The 21,492-nt window shown below is 66.0% G+C and carries 19 protein-coding genes, 1 tRNA gene and 1 pseudogene; 6 read left to right on the forward strand and 15 right to left on the reverse strand.

Features of this window, described 5'->3' with window-relative positions:
* Positions 1-10: 10 nt before the first annotated feature.
* From IG122_RS15850 to rplU, 14 genes and pseudogenes are all read right to left on the reverse strand, one after another.
* A complete protein-coding gene (locus IG122_RS15850; RefSeq protein ID WP_193185446.1) occupies positions 11-1,240 on the reverse strand; it encodes a hypothetical protein in 1,230 nt (409 codons plus the stop codon).
* A 112-nt stretch (positions 1,241-1,352) separates the two neighbouring features.
* A complete protein-coding gene (locus IG122_RS15855; RefSeq protein ID WP_193185449.1) occupies positions 1,353-1,832 on the reverse strand; it encodes an RNA pyrophosphohydrolase in 480 nt (159 codons plus the stop codon).
* A gap of 29 nt (positions 1,833-1,861) precedes the next feature.
* Positions 1,862-3,097, reverse strand: coding sequence for a divergent polysaccharide deacetylase family protein (locus tag IG122_RS15860; RefSeq protein ID WP_193185452.1), 1,236 nt, complete (start codon positions 3,095-3,097; stop codon positions 1,862-1,864).
* On the reverse strand, positions 3,094-4,416 hold the full coding sequence (locus IG122_RS15865) for a S41 family peptidase (protein WP_226893674.1): 1,323 nt from the start codon (positions 4,414-4,416) through the stop codon (positions 3,094-3,096). The genes IG122_RS15860 and IG122_RS15865 overlap by 4 nt, the downstream gene beginning before the upstream one ends.
* Positions 4,416-5,741: a murein hydrolase activator EnvC family protein gene (locus IG122_RS15870; RefSeq protein ID WP_193185455.1), complete on the reverse strand. Its 1,326-nt coding sequence runs from the start codon at positions 5,739-5,741 to the stop codon at positions 4,416-4,418. Before IG122_RS15870 ends, IG122_RS15865 begins: the two co-directional genes overlap by 1 nt.
* A 12-nt stretch (positions 5,742-5,753) precedes the next feature.
* Positions 5,754-7,313: a 2,3-bisphosphoglycerate-independent phosphoglycerate mutase gene (gpmI, locus tag IG122_RS15875; protein WP_193185458.1), complete on the reverse strand. Its 1,560-nt coding sequence runs from the start codon at positions 7,311-7,313 to the stop codon at positions 5,754-5,756.
* A 34-nt stretch (positions 7,314-7,347) separates the two neighbouring features.
* Entirely contained in the window at positions 7,348-7,806 is a 459-nt protein-coding gene (gene rlmH / locus IG122_RS15880) for a 23S rRNA (pseudouridine(1915)-N(3))-methyltransferase RlmH (protein WP_193185461.1), read from the reverse strand.
* Between the two features lie 79 nt (positions 7,807-7,885).
* Complete coding sequence (rsfS, locus tag IG122_RS15885; protein ID WP_319024913.1) at positions 7,886-8,296, reverse strand: ribosome silencing factor; 411 nt, start codon at positions 8,294-8,296, stop codon at positions 7,886-7,888.
* Positions 8,297-8,369: 73 nt separating this feature from the next.
* Positions 8,370-9,020, reverse strand: coding sequence for a nicotinate-nucleotide adenylyltransferase (locus tag IG122_RS15890; RefSeq protein ID WP_193185482.1), 651 nt, complete (start codon positions 9,018-9,020; stop codon positions 8,370-8,372).
* 32 nt (positions 9,021-9,052) lie between these two features.
* Positions 9,053-10,336 (reverse strand): glutamate-5-semialdehyde dehydrogenase, encoded by a 1,284-nt coding sequence (locus tag IG122_RS15895; RefSeq protein ID WP_193186228.1) that lies wholly within the window; start codon positions 10,334-10,336, stop codon positions 9,053-9,055.
* Positions 10,337-10,379: 43 nt separating this feature from the next.
* Complete coding sequence (gene proB / locus IG122_RS15900; RefSeq protein WP_193185484.1) at positions 10,380-11,525, reverse strand: glutamate 5-kinase; 1,146 nt, start codon at positions 11,523-11,525, stop codon at positions 10,380-10,382.
* Complete coding sequence (obgE, locus tag IG122_RS15905; protein WP_193185487.1) at positions 11,522-12,616, reverse strand: GTPase ObgE; 1,095 nt, start codon at positions 12,614-12,616, stop codon at positions 11,522-11,524. Before obgE ends, proB begins: the two co-directional genes overlap by 4 nt.
* A gap of 115 nt (positions 12,617-12,731) precedes the next feature.
* Complete coding sequence (rpmA, locus tag IG122_RS15910) at positions 12,732-12,998, reverse strand: 50S ribosomal protein L27 (protein ID WP_193185490.1); 267 nt, start codon at positions 12,996-12,998, stop codon at positions 12,732-12,734.
* Between the two features lie 111 nt (positions 12,999-13,109).
* A pseudogene (gene rplU, locus IG122_RS15915) lies at positions 13,110-13,418 on the reverse strand (50S ribosomal protein L21); the annotation flags it as partial.
* 262 nt (positions 13,419-13,680) lie between these two features.
* On the opposite strand from rplU, the gene IG122_RS15920 reads away from it, so the two are divergent.
* Positions 13,681-13,770 (forward strand) — tRNA-Ser (locus IG122_RS15920).
* 41 nt (positions 13,771-13,811) lie between these two features.
* Here the strand turns inward: IG122_RS15920 and IG122_RS15925 are convergent.
* Positions 13,812-14,726: a GIY-YIG nuclease family protein gene (locus tag IG122_RS15925; RefSeq protein WP_193185497.1), complete on the reverse strand. Its 915-nt coding sequence runs from the start codon at positions 14,724-14,726 to the stop codon at positions 13,812-13,814.
* A 190-nt stretch (positions 14,727-14,916) separates the two neighbouring features.
* Here IG122_RS15925 and IG122_RS15930 point away from each other — a divergent pair, with 190 nt between their 5' ends.
* The 5 genes from IG122_RS15930 to IG122_RS15950 all read left to right on the forward strand — a co-directional run bounded on the left by IG122_RS15930 (position 14,917) and on the right by IG122_RS15950 (position 21,469).
* A complete protein-coding gene (locus IG122_RS15930; protein WP_193185500.1) occupies positions 14,917-16,083 on the forward strand; it encodes a pyridoxal-phosphate-dependent aminotransferase family protein in 1,167 nt (388 codons plus the stop codon).
* A 103-nt stretch (positions 16,084-16,186) separates the two neighbouring features.
* Positions 16,187-17,962, forward strand: a complete 1,776-nt coding sequence (locus IG122_RS15935) for a tetratricopeptide repeat-containing sulfotransferase family protein (RefSeq protein WP_193185503.1) — start codon at positions 16,187-16,189, stop codon at positions 17,960-17,962.
* Entirely contained in the window at positions 17,952-18,740 is a 789-nt protein-coding gene (locus IG122_RS15940; RefSeq protein WP_193185506.1) for a maleate cis-trans isomerase family protein, read from the forward strand. Before IG122_RS15935 ends, IG122_RS15940 begins: the two co-directional genes overlap by 11 nt.
* A gap of 96 nt (positions 18,741-18,836) precedes the next feature.
* On the forward strand, positions 18,837-21,068 hold the full coding sequence (locus tag IG122_RS15945; RefSeq protein WP_193185509.1) for an ATP-binding protein: 2,232 nt from the start codon (positions 18,837-18,839) through the stop codon (positions 21,066-21,068).
* Positions 21,065-21,469, forward strand: coding sequence for a response regulator (locus tag IG122_RS15950; RefSeq protein WP_193185512.1), 405 nt, complete (start codon positions 21,065-21,067; stop codon positions 21,467-21,469). The genes IG122_RS15945 and IG122_RS15950 overlap by 4 nt, the downstream gene beginning before the upstream one ends.
* The last annotated feature ends 23 nt before the right edge of the window (positions 21,470-21,492 follow it).

The raw sequence follows: 21,492 nt of genomic DNA on the forward strand, positions 1-21,492 counted from the left end.
GGCCGTTTCCTTATGAGGCCTCCCAGCGCGAGCCGCCCTCGTCCTTCTTGGATTTCGATTTCTCGATCCGGTCTTTCAGTTCGATATCCAGCTCGTCCGTCTGCCAGGAGTGCATCTGGCTCACCAGCTTGACGCGGGCACGCTCGACGGAGGACTGGCTGTCGAAGGCGTTGCCGTGGAGTTCCTTGTAGGGAATGACCGGCAGGTGCCAGAGGATGTGAGCGATCGCCCGCTCCGTGCCCTTCTCGCCGCCGATCAGATGGCTGTTCTCACTGGCATCGAGCCAGACAGAGACGAGATCGTCCCATCCGTCGAGACCGTAGGCCACGTCGCGGCGCAACTTCTGAAGCTGGTCGACAGAATTCTCGACCTGCTGGAACATGCCGGCGATGCTCGCGAGCAGGGAATCCAGCTTTACGATCCGCTCGCTCACAAACCCGATGGTCTGGTCGAGCACCCTGAGGATGAGCTCGACGGAATCCGAAACCTCGGGACGGGCCTCGACTGAATAGAGTTTGAGAGACCCGCGGAAATCGAGCAGCCGCAAATGTTGACGGAAGAGGAAGCCGTCGGTCCGCTTCTCGGTTTTCGAGGCGACGGACCCGAAGGGTGCGATCAACCCGACGAGCGGCTCCAGCCAGTCGCGTACGTCCTCGACCGAGCAGCCGGCCCGGAGCGCCGTGTGCGACATGACCTTCGCAACCAGCTCCTCCATGCGGAAATCCGCGATCGCGCTTTTGCCGGACATCAGGTTGAGGAGCGTCTGCGTGCTCGCCCGGGCCATGAATGTATCGCCCTGGGCGACACCGCATTCGCGCGTCATCTGCGCGATGCAGGACATCCGGACGATTTCCCGCTCCTCGAGGTCACGCTGCGCCTGTTCGCGGGCTTTCCGCCGGCGCTCCTCGTCCGGATTGTAGGCCGAATCCGCCTGCTGCAGGATCGCGCGGACATTGATCGGATCGAGATCGAGTGCGTTCCGCGTCGCCAGGATCCGCCCGTGAACCTCCTCGTCGCGCTCTGACAAGGTCCCCATGTTGGGGAGCTGCTTCCAGTCGACGATGGCGAATTCGCCGCGCCGGGTGCCCGAGAAGTTCGGAATCGTTGCTTCGAGAAGCCTGCCGCGGCTGGTGACATACTCGCGCACCCGCAGATGGTTGAAGGCGGGCACGGAAAGCAGAGGAACGCAGGTGCCCCGGCGCTCGAATGTCTGCGGTAGGGTGTCGCTGCCCGCGGCCATCGCCCCTCGATACTAAAAATGGATCAAGTCACCGGTGAAACCGCGATGGAGGGCGGAAGCCGGCGTCCGGAAAGATGTCAGCCTACCAGCACCGTGCGCGATGGCAAGACGACTAGCGCTTCAGATAGGTCGCAAACTGATCAATCACCGATTGATAGACGGGACGTTTGAAATCGACGATCAGCGCCAGAACCTCGTCGCTTCCGGCCCAGCGCCAGGCATCGAACTCGACCGTGTCCCCGGCAAGATCGATCTCCCGGTCCTTGCCGGTAAATCTGGCCAGAAACCATTTCTGCTTCTGCCCCCGGTAGCGGCCCTTCAGAGCTTTTCCCAGCGCCTCGGGCGGAAGGTCGTAGGTCAGCCAGCCGGAGGTCTCTGCAAGCAGCTCGCAGGCGGTGACGCCGGTTTCCTCGGCGAGTTCGCGCAGAGCGGCCTCCCGCGGGGCCTCGCCGTCATCGATCCCGCCCTGCGGCATCTGCCAGGCATCCGGGCGGAAGTTCGCGCGCCGGGCGATGAAGATCTCGCCCTCGTCATTGATCAGAACAATCCCGACATTCCGCCGATAGGGCAGCGTGGAGGGGTCGGCGGTCATGGGGTTCTCCGTAACGGCGGGACGGGTCTTCAGCGCAGGCTCTGCTTATTCGCGAGCGCTGTGACCGGCGCAAGGACGAGGCCGCGCTCGGGCAGGGTTGCGGCCCAGGAGGCGAGAAGATCGATGGTGATCGGCAACGGCGGTACCACGCCGAGCGCATAGCCTGAGCGTTGCGCGGTGCGCTCCAGCGCCGATAGACGGCGCTGCATCTCGGCCAGCGCCGGACCGTCGTCGATTCGCCAGTTGGCAACGGCGCGGGGAAGCTGGAGCGTGCCCGCGATCTCGAGGGCGATCGTCCGCGAGGACGCTGCGCTGTCGACATACATGAGGCCGCGCTCCTTCAGAACCGAAAGGACCGGCGTCAGGGCTTCCTCGTCGGTGGTGAACTGCGACCCCTTGACCCCGATCACACCCGCATAGCCGACCGTCCGGCCAAGCACTGTTTCGAGGCGGTTCAGGTTATCGACGGCGCTGAGGGACGTGAGCAGGGTGGTCGGTCCCGGATCGTTGGCCGGATAGCCGAAAGGCTCCATCGGCACATCCAGAAAGACCTCGTGTCCGGCCTTCTGGGCAAGCGCCACCTGTTCATCGAGGTCGGAGGAGGTGGTCGAAAAGGAGAACGAGATCTCCGGGGGGAGAACCTCGATCGCGGCCGCCGTCAGGGAACGCGAGATACCCATCCGGGTCATGATGATGGCGATTCGCGGCAGGGAGGCCTCCGCCTCGAAAGGCCGTGCATAAACCTCCCAGGCCTTTCGCCCGTCCGGAGCGACGACGGGCAGCATGCCTTTTTCTGTCTCTTCCACGAGGGCGAGCTCGAAACGCGGCCCCTGTTGCTCGGGGGCCATCGGTTCGGCCGGGGCGCCATGCCCGTCCGATGACGAGGCGGGTGCGCCGTTTCCGGCCGCGGCCCCGTGCGAATCGGCGGCCATTTCGCCATGACCCTCCGGCTGTTTGGCCGCCATGGCATCGAGGCTCGAATTCGGCTCCGGATGTTCTCCCTCCGCGAGGATCGGAACGGTCAGGGCCGGTTGCCGGGCAGCCCGTTCGGCGACGGTTTCAGGGCCGTTCACCACGAGCCAGCCGACGATTGCTCCGAGCCCTCCGATCGCCGCGACCGCGAGCAGAGCCGTCCCGGCAAGCCTGAGAATGCGTCCAAGCCTGCTGGGTCCTGCCGGACCGATCTCAACCTCCGCCCCCGGGCCCCGCTTGCGAAAAGGGAGCGCCGGAAGCTTCAGGTTTATTTTGGGTATGGGGAGCTTCAATTCACGATGCGTTGACGGTAGAGATCGATGCCGCGCAGCAGGTCGATTGCCCGGGCGAGCTGGTAATCTGCCTGTTCCGGGGGCTGCGCCGTGTCTTCGCCGTCAGCGGCTTCGGGTTTTGCCACGCCGTTTCCGCTCGGATTGTTCAGCGCTCCGCGCAGATCCGCCTCGCGCCGGGCCTGACTGTTGTCGAGCTTCTCGATCCGGGCCAGCGGCACATTGATGTCCGGCGCGATCCCGGTCTGCTGGATAGAACGTCCGGACGGCGTGTAATAGCGCGCCGTCGTCAGCCGCATCGCGACCTGTCCCGAGAGCGGGATGATCGTCTGGACGGAGCCTTTGCCGAAGCTCTGGGTCCCGAGAAGGATCGCGCGCCGGTGGTCCTGCAGCGCACCTGCGACAATCTCCGAAGCCGAGGCGGAGCCGCCGTTGATCAGGACGACAAGCGGCTTTCCGTCGGTCAGATCGCCCGGCTTGGCATGGACGCGGGAGGCATTCTCCGGATCGCGGCCGCGGGTGGAGACGATTTCGCCCTGTTCCAGGAAGGTGTCGGAGACGGAAATCGCCTCGTCGAGCAGTCCGCCCGGATTGTTGCGCAGGTCGATCACATAGCCTGTGAGCTTGTCGCCCTTCTCCGCCTTGATCTTCTCGATCGCGTTCTGCAGGCCGGTCGTGGTCTGCTCGTTGAAGGTGGTGATGCGGATATAGCCGACATCGTCGATCATCCGCGAGCGTACCGAGCGGATCTTGATGACCGCACGGGTCAGCGTCACGTCGAAGGGCTCTGCGTCCTGCCGCCGGATGGAAATCGTCAGGTCGGAATCGACCGGGCCGCGCATCTTTTCGACCGCCTGGCCGAGGGTCAGGCCCATCACCGGCTCGCCGTCGAGATGGGTGATCAGATCGCCCGGCTGCAGGCCGGCCTTTGCCGCCGGCGTGTCGTCGATCGGCGAGACCACCTTGACCAGGCCGTTCTCCATCGAGACCTCGATCCCGAGGCCCCCGAATTCGCCCTTGGTCTGCACCCGCATGTCTCGGAAGCTCTTGGAATTCAGGAAGCTGGAATGCGGGTCGAGCGAGGTCAGCATGCCGTTGATGGCGGCCTCGATCAGCTCCTGATCGCTCACCTCCTCGACATATTCGGAGCGCACCCGCTCGAACACGTCGCCGAACAGGCTGAGCTGACGGTAGGTATCGGTGTCGTTCTGGGACTGGGCGTCCGCGTGCTCCATCGCCGGCACCGCCAGCAGGGCGGTTGCGGCGACGGCGCCCAGCAGGGCTACCCGGGACCAGGATTTCATCTGACGGATCGATTTCATCATCGCTTTACCTTGTTCGTGCGCGCGGACCACCATGGTAGCGGATCTATCGGGGCACCATTGTGGCGAAACTCCACATAGAGTCCGTCCGTCCCCTCCGCACCGGTTCCGGCCACGCCCATACGGGCAATCGGCTCTCCCGCGAGCACACCCTGTCCAACCTGAACATCAACCGAGGACATACCTGCCAACAAGGTAAGATAGTCGTCGCCATGTTCAATCATCACAATCTGACCATATCCGCGAAACGGCCCCGCATAAATGACTTTTCCGTCAAAAGGCGCAACCACCTGGGCCCTCTCGCGGGTCGCGATCACAACCCCGCGTTCGGTCAGGCCGAGGGCGTTCGACGCGCCGAACCGCTGGCTGACTTTCCCTGCGGCGGGATAGGTCAGATCGCCCTTGTTGCTTGCGATCCCGGGGCCGCTGGGGAGGCTGGCGACGAAATCCGTCTCACCTGCCGAAACGGACGGCGCGGACGGCGGGGCGGCGCCGGGCGTGACCGCGCTCTCGCCCGAGGGCTGCCCGCCCTTGCCGACGATGGAATTGAGCCGCTTGCGCGCCGAATCGCTCTTCGCCTGATGCTGCTCGACCCGCCGCATCAGGTCGCGGAGGTCGCGTGCCGAAGCGGCCAGCTCGTTCAGTCTGTCCGTGACGGCACTGCGCTCGGCGGCCATCGAGTTTCGCGCCGCCTGCTTCGCCTCCAGCAGCGCGGTGACCCGTACCCGCTCCTCCTCGAGAGCGGCGCCGGCCGAGGCCAGCCGTTCCTGCTCCTCGCGGATCTCGCGTTCGACCGCGGCATGGCGGGCTATCTCTCCGGAAAGCCGGGCGGCCTCCCGCTGCAGGTCCGGAAGCACGGAGCCGAGCAGCATCGCGGTATGGACGGTGTCGAGCGGATCGGCCGGCGACGCGATCATGGCGACTGGCGGGCGGGCCGCGAGGCGGCGCAGCGCGCCCGAGACTTTTACCAGCTGCTGCTTCTTGACGGCGAGCGTGCCGAGGCTGGTTTCCCGCTCGGCTTCCAGTTCCGAGAGTTTGGTCTCGACGGCGGTGAGTTCGGCCTCGCGCTCCTGTGTCGCCTCGGCGGCGAGGACGAGCGCGCGGCGCAGGCGCTGCAGCTCGCTCTCGACGCTGTCGGCCAGCTGGTCGAGATCGCGCTTTCGGGCCGAGCCCTGCTGGAGGGCCCGTTCGACCTTCTTCAGGTTCTCGTCGAGCTTCTCCGGATCGGGAAGCGATTCGGCCGCTCCGGCAAGCCGGACCGTTCCGAGGACGATCAGCAGTGACGCGGCGAGCGGTGCTCCGATCTTGCTGGCCGCCTTCCGCATGGCCCGCCGCTGCTACTCTGCCGCGCTCGCGGCGCTGGCACGGAGCATCGAGGTCCCGGTCATTTCCGTCGGCTGATCGACACCCATGAGCTCGAGCAGCGTCGGCGCGACATCCGCGAGACGGCCGGTCGCGAGCGCCCCGATGCCCGCCGGCGCGTTGACCAGGACGGTCGGCACGAGGTTGGTCGTGTGCGCGGTGTGCGGTCCGCCGGTTTCGGGATCCAGCATCTGTTCGCAATTGCCGTGGTCCGCGGTCAGGAACATGCAGCCGCCGACCTTCTTCAGCGCGGCCTCGATCTGTCCGACGGCGTCGTCGACGGTTTCCACCGCCTTGATCGCGGCCTCGAGACTGCCGGTATGGCCGACCATGTCCGGGTTGGCGTAGTTGACCACGATCAGGTCGTATTTCCGGCTCTCGATCGCCGCGACCAGCTTCGTGGTCACTTCCGGTGCCGACATTTCCGGCTGCAGATCGTAGGTCCGCACTTTCGGTGACGGCACCATGATCCGGTCCTCGCCCTCGAAGACCTCCTCGCGACCGCCATTGAGGAAGAAGGTGACATGCGGGTACTTCTCGGTCTCCGCCATGCGAAGCTGGGTCAGTCCGGCATTCGCGACGGTCTCGCCGAGCGTGTTGCGGAGCTCGACGGCCGGGAAGAGGACGGAGAGGAACGGGTCCAGCGCCGCCGAATAGCTCACCATGCCGGCCGCCGCGGCAAACGAGAGCGTGCGCTTGCGCGCGAAACCGTCGAATGCCGGGTCGAGCAGGGCGGCGAGAATCTCGCGCATCCGGTCGGCGCGGAAATTGGCGGACAAGAGCACGTCGCCGTCGCGCATGCCGTCATAGAAGGGCAGCGCGGCGGGGGTGACGAACTCGTCGGTCTCGCCGGCCGCATAGGCGCGGTCGATTTCGGCCAGCGGGTCCTCGGCCTTATTTCCTTCCGCTTCTGCAATGACCTTGTAGGCCTGCTCCACCCGTTCCCAGCGCTTGTCGCGGTCCATCGCGTAGAAGCGGCCCGAAATCGTGGCGATGCGGGCGCCTTCCGGAAGGTCTGCCAAAAGCCGCTCGATGTCTCCGCGGGCGCTCTTCGGCGGCGTGTCGCGGCCGTCGAGAAAGGCATGCACCAGCACCTCGACACCGGCCTGCGTCAGGGCGCGGGCGAGGGCGGCAATGTGGGTCTGGTGGGCGTGAACGCCGCCGGGCGAGGTCAGGCCGAGCAGGTGGCAGCGGCCGGTCCCGGCCTTCGCCGCCTCGATCAGCTTCAGAAGTTCCGGGTTCGTCGCCAGCGAGCCGTCGGCGACGGCGGCGTCGATCCGCGGCAGGTCCTGCATGACGACGCGCCCGGCGCCGAGATTCATGTGCCCGACCTCGGAATTACCCATCTGCCCGTCCGGCAGGCCGACATCGGCGCCGCTGGCGCGCATCCGCCCGCTCGGCCCGGCGGCGGTCAGGCGGTCGACATTCGGGGTGTTGGCGAGCAGGACGGCGTTGTTGTCGCGCTCGGCGCGCTGGCCCCATCCATCCATGATGCAGAGGACGACGGGACGCGGTTTCTGTGTCTGATCTGTCATGATGCGGCGGTTATAACGTGTTCAAAGGCGCCGGTCATTCCCGATGATAGGGATGTCCGGCCAGAATCTGCTGCGCGCGGTAGAGCTGTTCGGCGATCATGCCGCGCACCAGCATGTGCGGCCAGGTCGCCCGGCCGAGGGAGAGCAGAAGATCGGCCCGCTTGCGGCAGTTCTCGTGATGTCCGTCGGCCCCGCCGATCAGGAAGACGATGTCTCGCACACCTTCGTCCCGCCAGGTGCCGATCTTCTCGGCGAACTCGGCGCTCGACAGCGTCTTTCCGCGCTCGTCCAGCACCACGACGATCGCGCCGTCCGGGACCTGTGCCAGCAACTGGCCGGCTTCCTCCTCCTGCAGCTGCTCCGGCGGCAGCTTGCGGCGGATGTCCACTTCCTTCAGCTCGAGGGGCCAGGTCAAACGGCCGCGGTAATGGGCGTACAGATCGGCATGCACGTCGCGGCGCGCCTTGCCGACCGCGGCGAGGGTCAGTTTCACAGTCTCTTACCTCCGGACCGTATCTATCGGGCGGGCGCCCGTCCGTGCCTGTAACGCCGCGCCCCGATCCGGTCAGTCCTCAGGCGTGCGCCATCTCGCGGGGCCCGTGCGCGTCGCCGATCTGCACGACCTTGGCATGCGCCGGCGGCTCGCCGCCCCACATCTTCTCGAGCGCGTAGAACTCGCGGACTTCCGGACGGAAGAGATGGACGATGATGTCGCCGGCATCGATCAGAACCCAATCGCCCTGCGACTGGCCCTCGACCGAGATGCCCTTCACACCGACGGATTTGAGCTTTTCGACGAGATGCTCCGCCATGGCGGAGACTTGGCGGGTGGATCGCCCGCTTGCGATCAGCATGTGATCGCTGATGGAGGATTTGCCTTCGAGGTCGATGACGACCAGATCCTCGGCCTTGCTGTCGTCGAGCGAGCGAGAGGCCAGTTCGACGAGGCTTTCCCGGGACGGGAGAGCGGCTTTTTTCTGTATGACTGTCTCCTTTCGCGCCAAGGGGCGCTAAGCCGATAACGTTGCGGCACCGCCGTTCCAGAACGGCACCAACTCATTGCATTTGTCGGGTTCGACCTTTGCTGTCCGGCCGATCCGATCCGTAGCGGATACTGGTCGCGGACAACGCGTTCAACGGGGTGTGAAAGAACACCCACGCCGGTGCCCGTCGTCTGCCGAGGCGCCAGCCGGACCGTTGCCGGATGCGGGCCTTGGCAAAACGGCGGGCCGCCGGGCCCGACAAGGCCCTTAAAGAATAGGTTGGCCGGTCGAAAACTGCAATGACGACACTGTTGAAGATTTGTTGCCATTCCGCCCAGCGGTGAAAGCCGACCAGATTGTCGGCACCCATGACCCAGATGAAACGGGTGAAAGGCGCTCCGGCGGCGAGGGATCCGAGCGTATCGGCGGTGAAACGGGTGCCGAGCAGCACCTCGATATCGGTGACCCTGATCCGGGGATGACCCCGCGCCAGCCGTTCGGCGGAGGCCTTGCGCTCTTCGAAGGGCGCCATATCGTCGGCCGTCTTCAGCGGGTTCTGCGGCGAGACCATCCACCAGACCTCGTCCGCCCGCAGCTTCTGCAGTGCCAGCAGGGCGATGTCGAGATGACCCTCGTGCGCCGGATTGAAGGAGCCGCCCATGATCGCGACGGTCCTGCCGCGCACGGAGGCGAGCAGGCGGCGGGCTTCGGGATTTTCGATCATGGGGTCACTGTAGGCGGGAAGCCTCGCCCGGTTCAGGGCCGCGTCTGGCCAGAGCCGGTCACGACATATTTAAAACTGGTGAGCTGCTCGGCGCCGACCGGGCCGCGCGCGTGCATCTTGCCGGTGGAGATGCCGATCTCCGCGCCCATCCCGAACTCGCCGCCGTCGGCGAACTGGGTCGAGGCATTGTGCAGCACGATGGCGCTGTCGACATGGGAGGTGAAGCGCGCCGCCGTCGCCGCGTCCTGCGTGACGATGCTGTCGGTATGGTGCGAGCCGTAGCGGTTGATATGGTCGATCGCCGCGTCCAGCCCGTCCACCACGCGCACGGAGAGCACGGCGTCCAGATATTCCGTCGACCAGTCCTCCTCCGTCGCTTCCTGCATCGAGGGAACGATCCTGCGCGCGGCCTCGTCGCCTTTCAGCAGGCAGCCTTTCTCGGCGAGCGCCTCTGCGATGGCGGGAAGCTGCGCCTCGGCGACCTTCGCATCGACCAGCAGCGTTTCCGCTGCGCCGCAGACGCTGGTGCGGCGCATCTTTGAATTGAGCACAATGTCGACCGCCATCGCCGGATCGGCGGCCCGGTCGACATAGACGTGATTGACGCCGTCGAGATGGGCGATCACCGGGATGCGGCTCTCGCGCTGCACCCGCTCGATCAGGCTCTTGCCGCCGCGGGGCACGATGATGTCCACATGCTTCGTCATGGTGAGCAGGGCGCCGACCGCCGCCCGGTCGCGGGTCGGGATCAGCTGCACCGCCGCTTCCGGCAGACCGGCTTCCTTCAGGCCCTTGTGAAGACACTCGACCAGGGCGTTGGAGGAGTGAAAGCTCTCCGAGCCGCCGCGCAGGATCGCCGCATTGCCGGACTTGAGGCAGAGGCTGCCCGCATCGGCGGTCACGTTCGGACGCGATTCGTAGATGATGCCGATGACCCCGAGGGGCACGCGCACGCGGGCGATCTTCAGGCCGTTCGGGCGCTCCCACTCCGCCATCACGGCGCCGATCGGATCGGGCAGGGCGGCGACGTCCTCGATGCCCTGGGCGATGGCTTCCACCCGGCCGGCATCGAGCTTGAGGCGGTCCATGAGCGACTCGCGCACGCCCTTCTCGCGGGCGAAGGCGAGGTCCTTCTCGTTCGCGGCGAGGATCTCCGGCAGCGCATTGCGGATCGCCGCGGCGGCTGCGGTGAGCGCCGTGTTCTTCTGCTCCGTCGTGGCCAGCGCGAGCGCGGCGGAGGCCTTGCGGGCCGCGGCGCCGAGACCGGCCATCATCGTTTCGATGTCGGAATCGTCTGTCCGGGCGATATCAAGCATGGCCATGGGTCCGTTCGCTCCCAGTTTTCCCGGCGCGCCCGCCTCAGCGGTCGAGCACCAGATCGTCTCTGTGGACCAGTTCGTCGCGGCCACGGTAGCCGAGGATCCGCTCTATTTCACGGGATTTGTGCCCGGCGATCCGCCGCGCATCGGCGGCGCCATAGGCCGAAAGCCCGCGCGCGACGGGGCGTCCGTCGGCGTCGAGGATCTCGATCAGGTCGCCGCGCTCGAAATTGCCGCCGACCTCTGTCACCCCGGCGGGCAACAGGCTCTTGCCGCGCTTCAGCGCCTTCAGCGCGCCCTCGTCGAGGCTGACATTGCCTTTCGGCGTCAGCGAGCCGGCGATCCAGTTCTTGCGCGCGCCGCGCGGCGAGGTGGCGGCGGCGAACCAGGTGACGCGCGCACCCTCCTCGATCGCTTTCAGCGGATGCGGGTCGTGCCCCCGCGCGATCGCCATCCGGCAACCGGCGGCCGACGCGATCTTGCCGGCGGCGAGCTTGGTCACCATGCCGCCCGAGGCGTATTCGCTGCCGACGGTGCCGGCCATCTCTTCGACCGCGGTGTCGATCCGTTCCACATGCGGAATGTGCTCGGCGGCGGGATTGTTCCGCGGATCGGCGGTATAGAGCCCGTCGATGTCCGAGAGCAGGATCAGGGTGTCGGCGCTGACCATCTGGGCGACCCGGGCGCCGAGCCGGTCATTGTCGCCGTAGCGGATCTCCTCGGTCGCGACCGTGTCGTTCTCGTTGATCACCGGCACCGCGCCGAGAGCGAGCAGGGCGTTCAGCGTCGCGCGGGCATTCAGATGCCGGCGCCGTTCCTCGGTATCGCCGGGGGAGAGCAGGATCTGCGCCGCCATGATGCCGTGGCGCGCGAGCGCTTCCTGGTAGGCATGGGCGAGGCGGACCTGGCCGGTGGCGGCGGCGGCTTGCTTGTCCTCCAGCTTCAGCGCACCTTTCGGCAGGCCGAGCAGGCGCCGGCCGACGGCGATGGCGCCGGAGGAGACCACGAGCACCTGCTTGCCGCGCGCCTTCAGGCCGGCGATATCGTCGGCGAGCGCGTTCAGCCAGTCGCGGCGGATCTCGCCGCCCTTCTCGTCGACCAGAAGGGCGGAGCCGATCTTGACGACGATACGCTCGGCCGTATCGAGGCCGGAACGCGCTCCCGTTTCCGCGCCTTCGGGGCTCACAGGGGCGACCAGCCGGAGGAACTCTCCTCTTCGGCTTCCACGATCTCTTCTTCCTCGATCTCGTCCGCGTCGTCGTCGGGCATTTCGGCCTTGCGCGCGCGGCGCGCTTCCTGGACGGGCACGAGCAGAGTCGCCAGCGCGTCGTCGAGGCCGGCACCGGAAACGGCGGAGAGGGTGATGACCTTCTTGCCGAGCTCCTGCTCGACCATCTCGACCAGCACCGGGAGGTCTTCCTCGGTCACCGCGTCGATCTTGGAGAGGGCGATGATCTCGGGCTTGTCGGTCAGGCCGCCGCCATATTCCTCGAGTTCCTGGCGCACCGTCCGGTACGCTTCCGCCGGATCGGCCTGGGTCGCGTCGATCAGGTGCAAGAGGACGGCGCAGCGCTCGACATGGCCGAGGAAACGGTGTCCGAGGCCGGCGCCTTCCGAGGCACCCTCGATCAGTCCCGGAATGTCGGCGATGACGAATTCCTGCTCGCCGACCGAGGCGACGCCGAGGCCGGGATGCAGGGTGGTGAAGGGATAGTCCGCGATCTTCGGCCGCGCCCGGGTGACGCTGGAGAGAAAGGTCGACTTGCCGGCATTGGGCAGGCCGACGAGACCGGCATCTGCGATCAGCTTCAGGCGCAGCCAGACCCACATCTCCTCGCCCGGCCAGCCGGGAAGGGCCTTGCGGGGCGCCTGGTTGGTCGAGGTCTTGTAATGCGTGTTGCCGAACCCGCCGTCGCCGCCCTTCAGCAGGACGACGCGCTGGCCGATCCGGGTCAGGTCGGCGATGACCTCCTCGCGTTCCTCGTCGAGGATCTGCGTGCCGACCGGCAGGCGCAGCACCGTGTCGCTGCCTTTCGCGCCCGTGCGGTTGCGCCCGGCGCCGGGCCGGCCGCTCTCGGCCTTGAAATGCTGCTGGTAGCGGTAATCGATGAGCGTGTTGAGGCCGTCGACGCATTCCGCGATCACGGAGCCGCCGCGGCCGCCATCGCCGCCGTCCGGCCCGCCGAACTCGATGAACTTCTCGCGCCGGAAACTGACGGAGCCCGGCCCGCCGTCGCCGCTCTTCAGAAAGATCTTCGCCTGATCGAGAAATTTCATCTCATGCAATCCCGGCCTGTCATGAATCCCGGCCTCGGGACACGAAAAAAGGGAACAGCCGCAGGACCGTTCCCTCATCCGCAGTCGCTGGCCCGCCGGAGCAGGCGCGACATTGTTATTCCGCTGCTTCGGCCAGCGCGACTTCCACGAAGGTGCGGCCGTTGCTCTTCCGACGGAAGCCAACCTTGCCGTCCGTCAGCGCGAACAGGGTGTGGTCACGTCCCATGCCGACATTCTCGCCCGGATGGAACTTGGTGCCCCGCTGGCGCACGATGATGTTGCCGGCAATGACGGCTTCGCCACCGAACTTCTTCACGCCGAGACGGCGGCCTGCACTGTCGCGGCCGTTACGGGAACTACCGCCTGCTTTCTTGTGAGCCATCGATTACTCCTTCGTCTCGGCTTCAGCCGCCGGAGCCGCGTCTTCGGCCTTCGCCTTCGGCGCGGCCTTCTTCGCGGCCGCCTTCTTCGGCGCGGCCTTCTTGGAGCCGTCGGCCAGGATGTCGGTCACGCGCAGCACCGTCAGCTCCTGACGGTGACCGCGGGTCCGGCGATAGCCCTGACGGCGCTTCTTCTTGAAGACGACGACCTTGTCGCCTTTGGTCTGCTCAAGCACTTCGGCGCGGACAACAGCACCCTCGACGGTCGGCGCGCCGACCTTGAGATCGTCGCCTTCCCCGAGCATCAGGACGTCGGCAAGATCGACGGAAGAACCGGCTTCACCGGCGAGCTTCTCGACCTTGATAACGTCGTTCGGGGCGACCTTGTACTGCTTACCGCCGGTTTTAACGACTGCGAACATTGTCAATACTCTGGCAATGAGAACTGGGCGCGCGGACTGTTACCTCCGCGTCGGAGCGGCGGACTATACTCCGGGCGACGTCCAAGTCAACAGGGAATCCGGCCCTCGAACGAGAGAATCTTCGGCTTGCGTCCCGAGCCCGAAAACCACCGCTTCCGGGGGCTATATATAGTGTGTTCGCGGGTCAGCCGCCAGAGACGCGTGCGGATGCAAATAGGCTATTGAATCCGCCCATCCACATCGTTATGGTCCCGCCCCGTTCGGAGAGGTGCCGGAGTGGTTGAACGGGGCGGTCTCGAAAACCGTTGTGCGCGCAAGCGTACCGAGGGTTCGAATCCCTCTCTCTCCGCCAGTTTTCTTGATCGCCAAGATGAGAATTAGGTCAACCGCTCTTCAAGCGTCATCCAGATCCTCTCTTAATTTATCTGCTTCCCAATCTTTGTAAGACTTGTCCGATCCTTGGAGCCTCCAAGCACTTGGGCCAGCTGTCGATCGGCCATTGACGATTGCCCCTGCAGCGCTTGTGCTCGCAAAAGCATAATTTTCTGAGAATACGCGATGCGTTCCCTTGTCGATGAGCACCCCTTGAGTCACGAGTTCATCGTATAGTCGCCAGTAGTGCGTCTTGTCCGCTTTAGTCCCAACCCACGATTTCCTAGCCATAGAGCCTGCTTGAACGACAAACTCGCCTTCAATCAATATGGCAGTCGCCTTAATGTTCTCTTTCTTCAAGAACAACGTGAAGGTGGGTGGGCCAGCTCCCGGAAATGTAGGTCTCTCAAGGCTCGTGTTCGGGCGTTTCTTTTCGAGAAATGCATCGATTCTGAGAGCCGGTAGAACCATCAGGATGTACTCAAGAAAGGCCTCCATGTTGGCCTGATCTGCTTCTGAGAGAGAAGGTCTTGCCGGGTTGTTTGCGTTTTCAAGTTGAACCCGACCAACGGATTTGGCTTCCTCGATCAATCGCGCTTCGAGATACTGAACATGTGCCTTGTGGAGATTATTGGCGGCTGAAGTGATCATGACCGCTTTCGTCCACCAATCTTTCCCTAAGTCATGGTCTTTGATTCGTTTGGAGATGCTCTCACCTTCCCCGATATAAGCCAGAGGGCCGCCTTCGTGCTCGCCGAGAAGAAGATAAACTCCGGTGTATCCAGCCTCTGCACGCTTTAATGCGTCTGCAATCTGTGTCCTTGGCGCTACGAGCACATGCCCGGTCCAGTTGAACACTTCCGCAGTCAACATTCCGTCCGGCTTGCCGTCTATAAAGAAAAGTTCGAGAGACCGGCCTTGAGAAGGTGAGTGCATCGACCTCTCTCCAGTTTTGGTGGGTGCTTGCGTTGAATTAACGCACAACACGTGTGCCAACATCTACCTCTTATGAAACCTGAGAGACTGAGGGAGGATCAGCTTGAGGGCATTGCGCTTGCCACTCTCCCGATCCCCTGCTTCCATACCCCGATCTCACTCCCGAGACCGTCATTTCGAGAGCCACCCCATGTCCGCTTCCTCCTCCGAAGCCACGCTGCCCTACCGTCTCCGCCTGCCCGGGCCGACCGCCGTGCCGGAGCGCGTGCTCCAGGCCGCCGCGCGTCCCATGATCGCGCATCGCGGGCCCGAGTTCCTCGCCCGCTTCAAATCGATCCTCGACCGGCTACAGCCGATCCTCGGGCGCTCCGGCATTCCGCCTTTCGTCTTCGCCTCGACCGGAATCGGGGCGATGGAATCGGCGGTGGTGAACGTTGCCGGACCCGGCAAGCGGGTGCTGATCACGACCAACGGGCAGTGGGGACCGGTGTTCCGGCGGCTGGCCGAGGGGATCGGGGCGGAGGTCGACGAGGTCGTCTCGCCGCTCGGCGCACCGGTCGATCTCGACGGCGTGCGGAAGGCGCTTTCCGAGAAGGACTATGCCGCGGTCCTGACGGTGCACAGCGAGAGCTCGACGGGTGCGCTGAACGACCTCAAGGCGCTCGGCGCCATCGTCGGCGAGACGGACGCATTGCTCTGCTGCGACAGTGTCAGCGGGCTCGCCGGGGCGGAGATGCGGGCGGATGCGTGGGGTGTCGACGTCGTGGTCTCGGCCTCGCAGAAATGCCTGATGTGCCCGCCGGGCCTCGGCATCGCCAGCGTCAGCGAGAAGGCCTGGGAGGTGATCTCCCGCGACGATCGCGGGCCGCGCGGCTATTTCGACTACCGCAAGTTCCGCCCGAATTCGGAAAAGGGCGAGCCGACCTACACCGCGCCCATCGCGATGCTGAACGCGCTCGACGAGTCCCTGACGATGATCGGCGAGACCGGTCTGGAGGAGACGCTTGCTCGGCACAAGCGGCTGAACCGGATGCTGACCGCCGGACTGCAGGCGCTCGGCTTCTCCCTCTTCCCGGAAGGCGCGCCGAGCCCGACCCTGGTGGTGATGCGCACGCCGGGCGGCGTTTCCGCGCCGAAGCTGATCGCTTGTCTGCAGGACCATTATAATTGTGCCATCGCGGGAACCCGCTTTGAGGAACTGAAGGAGAGCCTGGTCCGGATCGGTACCATGGGCTGGGTAGACGAGACGGATATCCGTACCGACCTGGAACAGATCGCCGGCGCGCTCGTCGATCTCGACAGTGCGGCGGACATCGGCACAGCGCTGTCGGCGGCTGAAGCGGCACGCGGCGGGTGATTTGGGGCACGTCACGGGATTCTTGTCCTGTTTACAGTGCGATGGGTTTTGTCGGCGGGATCTGATCGGCTAGGGTCAGGGATGTCCCGAACGAAGAGCGCGCATGATGGTACCCGCTGAAAGAGACCCGCTGTATCTGGCGGAAACCGAGCGTCTGATGGCCGTGGCCCAAGCGGCGCTGGATCGCGGGGACTTTGCGCAGTCGGCGCGGGAATTCCGGGTACTTGCCTGCCGTCATCCGGCGAGCTCGGCCGGCTGGGTGCAGGCAGCCGCGGTCGGCCTGCGGGCGGGAGACAGAGCGCTTGCCCTCGACGCGGCACGGCACGCGATGCTGCTCAATCCGTCCGCCCAGCCGTCGACCGCCCTGCTGGCCGCCGCGTCGGCCGGCGAAGCGGCACCTGTCCGTCATGCCGCAACAGCCTTCTGGGCCCTGACTCACAATGACAAGCCGGAGGCGCTCGGCGCCTTGGCGAGCAGTTATCTCGAGCTCGGCCGCGCGCGCGAGGCCGAACGCGTTGCCCGCGATGCCCTGGGCGCTGCTCCCGGACTGGACTGGGTCCGGGTCAATCTGGCGACGACGCTGCGAGCGGACGGACGGGAGGACGCTGCCCTGGACGAGCTCCGCCGGGCCCTGATCATCGCGCCGTGCGGAACCCTCGCCTGGCGCCGCCTAGCGGTCCTCGCCGAAAACCTGAGCCGGCTCGGTCTCGCTGAACGCGCCTCCGGCCGCGCCCTCCTGATCGACCCGCAGGACCATGGCAGCGCGGTGATCCTTTCGATTGCGGAACGGCGTCTCGGCAAGCAGGAAGCCGCGCTGCGCCGGCTTGAGGCCTTGCCGGAAGGGATGGAGGGAGAGGTTGGACGGGACGCGGCCGAGTTCGAAATGGGGACGATTCTCGACCGCCTCGGACGCTATCGGGAGGCCTGGGGACATTTCGAGCGGGGCAACCTGATCGCCACCCGGCGCGCGCCGCCGGGCGATGCCGATCCCGGCCCGTTCCTTGCGACGCTCGACGCCTACGCGGCAACGCTCTCGGGCGGTTGGCCGGGGCGCTGGACCCCGCTCTCGGAAACCGAGCCGCCAACGGTCTTCATGGTCGGATTCCCGCGCTCCGGAACGACCCTGCTGGACCAGATCCTGGACGCCCATCCGGATGTTCGGGTGATCGAGGAACGGCCGGTGCTCTCCAGCGTCGGCGCCGGGTTCGCGGCGGCGGGCGCGGACGCGCTCGCGGAGCGGCTTGCCAAGCTCGACGAGGCAGGGGCCGCCAAGTTGCGCTCCGAATATGCCGAGAAGATCGCGCGCTGGGGCGGCGACGGGCTGCCCCGTGTCGTGGTCGACAAGATGCCGCTCAACATCGTCTATCTGCCCCTTGCCCTCAGACTTTATCCAAGAGCGAAGGTGATCCTCTCCCTGCGCCATCCCTGCGACTGTTGCCTCAGCTGCTTCATGCAGTCGATGCAGCTGAATTCCGCAATGGCGAACTTCACCACGATGGCGGGTGCGGCTGCGCTATATGAACGCGTCATGGCGCTCTGGCAGGAGATCGAGCGCACCCTGTCGCCCGACCATATCTCCGTGCGCTACGAGGATCTGGTGACCGACACCGAGGACACGGCGCGCCGGGTGGTGGATTTTCTCGGTCTCGACTGGACCGACGATATCCTCGATCACACCGGGCATGCGAAGTCCCGCGGGGTGATCCGGACGCCGAGCTTCCGCCAGGTTTCCGAGCCGATCTATAACCGTGCGGTCGGGCGCTGGGCCAGGTATCGCGACTTGATGGAGCCCTATCTGGAAACGCTCGCTCCGTTCGCCCGGAGCTTCGGATACGATGACCCGAGAGAGGTTCCGCAGGGAGGTGAAGATGGCAGATAGGGACAATTGGGGCTGGAAGGCCCGCTTCGGCATGTTCATCGTCTCCAGTGAAGCCGTTCCGGAAGCGGAATGGTGGGCCATGCTGCCGCCGGACGTCTCCGTCCATGCCGCCCGTATTGCCGCGCCCGCGCCCTGGGCGAGCTGGAACGGCGGCCGGAGCGATATCGAGCTTTCCGCGGATCTCGCCCGCGGAGCGGAGCATTTCCGGGGCATGCGTCTCTCGGCGGTGGTGCTGGGTCACAGTTCCTCCAGCCTTGTCGGCGGCAAGGGCTGGGACGTCGCGGTGATTGCACGGCTCTCGGAAATTCTCGGACCGGGCGTTGCGGTGACGACCAACATGTTCGACTGTTTCGCGGCGCTGAAGGCGTCCGGCGTCGAACGTCCCTTCCTCGTCTTCCCGCCCTGGTTCAATGACGCGACGCTGGAAACGGGCCTCGCCTATATCGAAGCGCACGGGGTCGCGCCCGCGGGCCATCTCCGCTACGACCCCGGCCCCGGCTGGCGCGATGTGCCGTTCGCCGAGATGTACCCGCGCGGCCTCGGCTTCGAGCAGCAGATCGAGCCGCTCTATGCCCAGATCAGGGCGGCCTGCCCCTTGGAAGCGGATGGCGTGCTGATCCTCGGCACCGGCTTCCGCTGCGTTGGCGTCATCGAGGCGCTGGAGTGGGACCTCGACCGGCCGGTGATCACGGCGAACCAGGCGAGCCTCTGGCATTGCCTGAAACTGGCGGGCGTGAAAGCGGAGATCGCGGGATACGGGCGGCTGCTCAGGGGCTGACTCCTGCCGCGCGGACGTTTTGATGCAGGTCAACTCGCCGCCGCCGGCACTCGGGCATGATGCCGCCCGTCAGATAACAGCCGACGTTCGGGAGCGATGACGGCAACAGAGGCCAAACGCGATAATTCGCCTCTTTCGGGAGCCGCACGCGGTCCCGGAACCGGCATGCTCATCGGCCTGATCGTCGGCGTGCTCGCACTGGCGGCGGTGGCGATGGCGGTTGCTGTCGAGCGGATCCAGACCGCCCTGCTGGAGCGCGATGCGATCTCCATGGGACTGCGCTGGACGGACGGGCTCGCCGGCCATCTCGACTCGCTCGTGCCGGTGCTCCGGGGCGAAGAGCTGTCGGAGACGGACGGGCGCACCATTGCGCTGGCCTCCCGGCTCGGCGGTCTCCGCGATTTCGTGATCTTCGACCAGACCGGCCGCGCCGTCGCCTCCTCGAATGCGGCCGAACTCGGCCGCGTGAACAGCTCCGCCTACTGGGAGGATCAGGTGCTGCGCGGGCAGCCCCACGTGGCGCTGGAGACCGTCCCGGATCCGGCCGGAGGATCGCCTGCCGTGGTTGCCGAGACCTATCTTCCGGTCTTCGATCCCGCTTCCGGTGCCCGGCGCGTGATCGGCGCGTTCGAGGCCTATCTCGACGTGACGGCGAGCGCCGAGGCTTATCGCCGGCTCGGCCTTTACATGTCTGTCGTCGGGGTCACGCTGATCCTGCTGTCCGGCGGCACCGCCATCGCCTTCGTCTGGCGCAACGCCGTGCATCGTTCCGAGCGCGAGCAGGCCCTGGCGCTGGCGCGGGAGGCCGCGATTGCCGCCAATGACGCCAAATCGCGTTTCCTCGCGACGGTGAGCCACGAGATCCGGACCCCGATGAGCGGCGTGCTGGCGACCCTCGAGTTGATGGAGCGGACGCCTCTGCAGGACAGCCAGCGGGAGATGCTCTCGGTGGTCCGCCGCTCCGCCGAGGCGCTGCTGGATCTGCTGAACCAGATCCTCGATCTCTCGAAGATCGAAGCGGGCAAGCTCGACCTGAACCTCCGGCCTTTCGGTCCGCGGGAGATGCTGGAAAGCGCCGTCGCGATCATGCGGCCGGCCGCCGCGCGGAAATCCGTCGGGCTTGACCTTTCCGTGGCGCCGGACGTGCCGCCAGTCGTGCTGGGCGACGACGCCCGGCTGCGGCAGATCCTGCTCAACCTGATCGGCAACGCGGTCAAGTTCACCGAAAGCGGCAGCGTGACCATCACCCTCGAACGGGATGGCGCTCCCGACGACGGCATCGCGATTTCGGTCGCGGACACGGGGATCGGTATCGAACCGTCGGCGCTTGGGCGCCTCTTCATGCCGTTCGAGCAGGCCGATAACGCCACCGCGGCGCAATATGGCGGAACCGGCCTCGGATTGGCGGTCTCCCGGCAATTGGCGGAACTGATGGGCGGGCGGCTCGCGGCCGAGTCCGTTCCGGGTGCGGGAAGCACGTTCCGGATTCTCGTGCCTCTACCGGCCAGCGACGAAAGCCCGGTCGGCGATTCTGCCGAACGTTTCGAAGGGGCGAGTCTCGGCCTCTCTGTTCTGGTGGCGGAAGATGACGAGACGAACAGATGGGTGGTCGAGCGCCAGCTTGGTCTGCTCGGCTGCAGTGTGACGGTCGCCGAGAACGGGGCGGAGGCCCTGGAGCGATGGCGCCGGGAACCCGAGCGCTGGCAGGTCCTGATCACGGACTGGCACATGCCGGTACTGGACGGTCCGGGTCTGCTGCAGGCGTTGAGGGAAGAGCAGGTGATTCCCGACCGTCTGGTGATGATGACGGCCGCCGGGGCACCCGAGGATATTGCGGCGGCGCGCGCCGCCGGTGCCGACGCGGTCCTGATCAAGCCGGTCTCGCTTCAGGCGCTTGCGGACGCATTGGTTCCCGGGGGCGCGGCCGCGACCGCTGCGCCCGGAGCGATTGAAGAAGACTCCGGTGCAGCGACCGGCCTATCGGTGCTCGACACCAGGGAACTTTCCGCGATGTGCGGCGGCGATGCGGTGCTGCTTGCCGGTGCGCTCGAGCGGTTTGCCGCCCGGCTGGAAGTCTCGCTGGATCTGTTGTCCTCCGGGGAAGCGCCGGGGCGGATTGCCGCGGAAGCTCACAAGCTGCGCGGGGCCGCGGCCTCGGTCGGTGCGGAGCGCCTGGCGGCGGCCGCAGGCGCGCTGGAAGAACATGCGCGGAGCTTCGCCGGAAGCCGGATCGATGCGGCGGATCTGGAGACTTTGAACCGGGAAGCGGTACTGTTGCGGGAAGCGCTGGCGGATGACCCGGCGGACAAACGGGGAGAGAGTGCGTGACCGACGCTTATGACGGCATCGATGTGCTGGTCATCGAGGATGACGAGTTCCAGCGCGGGCTCAGTGTCCAGGCGCTCCAGGTGCTCGGCTTTCCGGTGATCCGCGAGGCCGGTGATGGGGAGGAGGGCCTGAAGGCCTGCGTCGCGAAGCTGCCGGATCTGATCCTGTGCGACATCGAGATGGAGCCGATGGACGGGATCGCCTTCCTCAAGGCCCTTCGCCGCACGAAATCGAACGTCGTCCGGGAGATCCCGATCGTCTTCCTGACCTCGCACAACGAGTCGGAAACGGTCCGCGAGGCCATCGCGGCGGGCGTCGATGCCTTCATCATCAAGCCCCTGACGCTGAAGAAACTGAAGGACCGGGTCGACGCGGTCTTTGCCCGGCCGCGCGGGTTCTGAGCCGACTCCGTGCACCCCGCCAT

It is taken from the genome of Nisaea sediminum, from assembly GCF_014904705.1.
Classification (GTDB): domain Bacteria; phylum Pseudomonadota; class Alphaproteobacteria; order Thalassobaculales; family Thalassobaculaceae; genus Nisaea; species Nisaea sediminum.

What these genes read in the sequence shown, in the direction of transcription:
- IG122_RS15850 (WP_193185446.1), bottom strand. Translation starts at nt 1,240, where the DNA reads ATGGCCGCGGGCAGCGACACCCTACCGCAGACATTCGAGCGCCGGGGC.
- IG122_RS15855 (WP_193185449.1), bottom strand. Translation starts at nt 1,832, where the DNA reads ATGACCGCCGACCCCTCCACGCTGCCCTATCGGCGGAATGTCGGGATT.
- IG122_RS15865 (WP_226893674.1), bottom strand. Translation starts at nt 4,416, where the DNA reads ATGAAATCGATCCGTCAGATGAAATCCTGGTCCCGGGTAGCCCTGCTG.
- IG122_RS15870 (WP_193185455.1), bottom strand. Translation starts at nt 5,741, where the DNA reads ATGCGGAAGGCGGCCAGCAAGATCGGAGCACCGCTCGCCGCGTCACTG.
- gpmI (WP_193185458.1), bottom strand. Translation starts at nt 7,313, where the DNA reads ATGACAGATCAGACACAGAAACCGCGTCCCGTCGTCCTCTGCATCATG.
- IG122_RS15890 (WP_193185482.1), bottom strand. Translation starts at nt 9,020, where the DNA reads ATGATCGAAAATCCCGAAGCCCGCCGCCTGCTCGCCTCCGTGCGCGGC.
- IG122_RS15895 (WP_193186228.1), bottom strand. Translation starts at nt 10,336, where the DNA reads ATGCTTGATATCGCCCGGACAGACGATTCCGACATCGAAACGATGATG.
- obgE (WP_193185487.1), bottom strand. Translation starts at nt 12,616, where the DNA reads ATGAAATTTCTCGATCAGGCGAAGATCTTTCTGAAGAGCGGCGACGGC.
- rpmA (WP_193185490.1), bottom strand. Translation starts at nt 12,998, where the DNA reads ATGGCTCACAAGAAAGCAGGCGGTAGTTCCCGTAACGGCCGCGACAGT.
- IG122_RS15925 (WP_193185497.1), bottom strand. Translation starts at nt 14,726, where the DNA reads ATGCACTCACCTTCTCAAGGCCGGTCTCTCGAACTTTTCTTTATAGAC.
- IG122_RS15930 (WP_193185500.1), top strand. Translation starts at nt 14,917, where the DNA reads ATGTCCGCTTCCTCCTCCGAAGCCACGCTGCCCTACCGTCTCCGCCTG.
- IG122_RS15935 (WP_193185503.1), top strand. Translation starts at nt 16,187, where the DNA reads ATGATGGTACCCGCTGAAAGAGACCCGCTGTATCTGGCGGAAACCGAG.
- IG122_RS15940 (WP_193185506.1), top strand. Translation starts at nt 17,952, where the DNA reads ATGGCAGATAGGGACAATTGGGGCTGGAAGGCCCGCTTCGGCATGTTC.
- IG122_RS15945 (WP_193185509.1), top strand. Translation starts at nt 18,837, where the DNA reads ATGACGGCAACAGAGGCCAAACGCGATAATTCGCCTCTTTCGGGAGCC.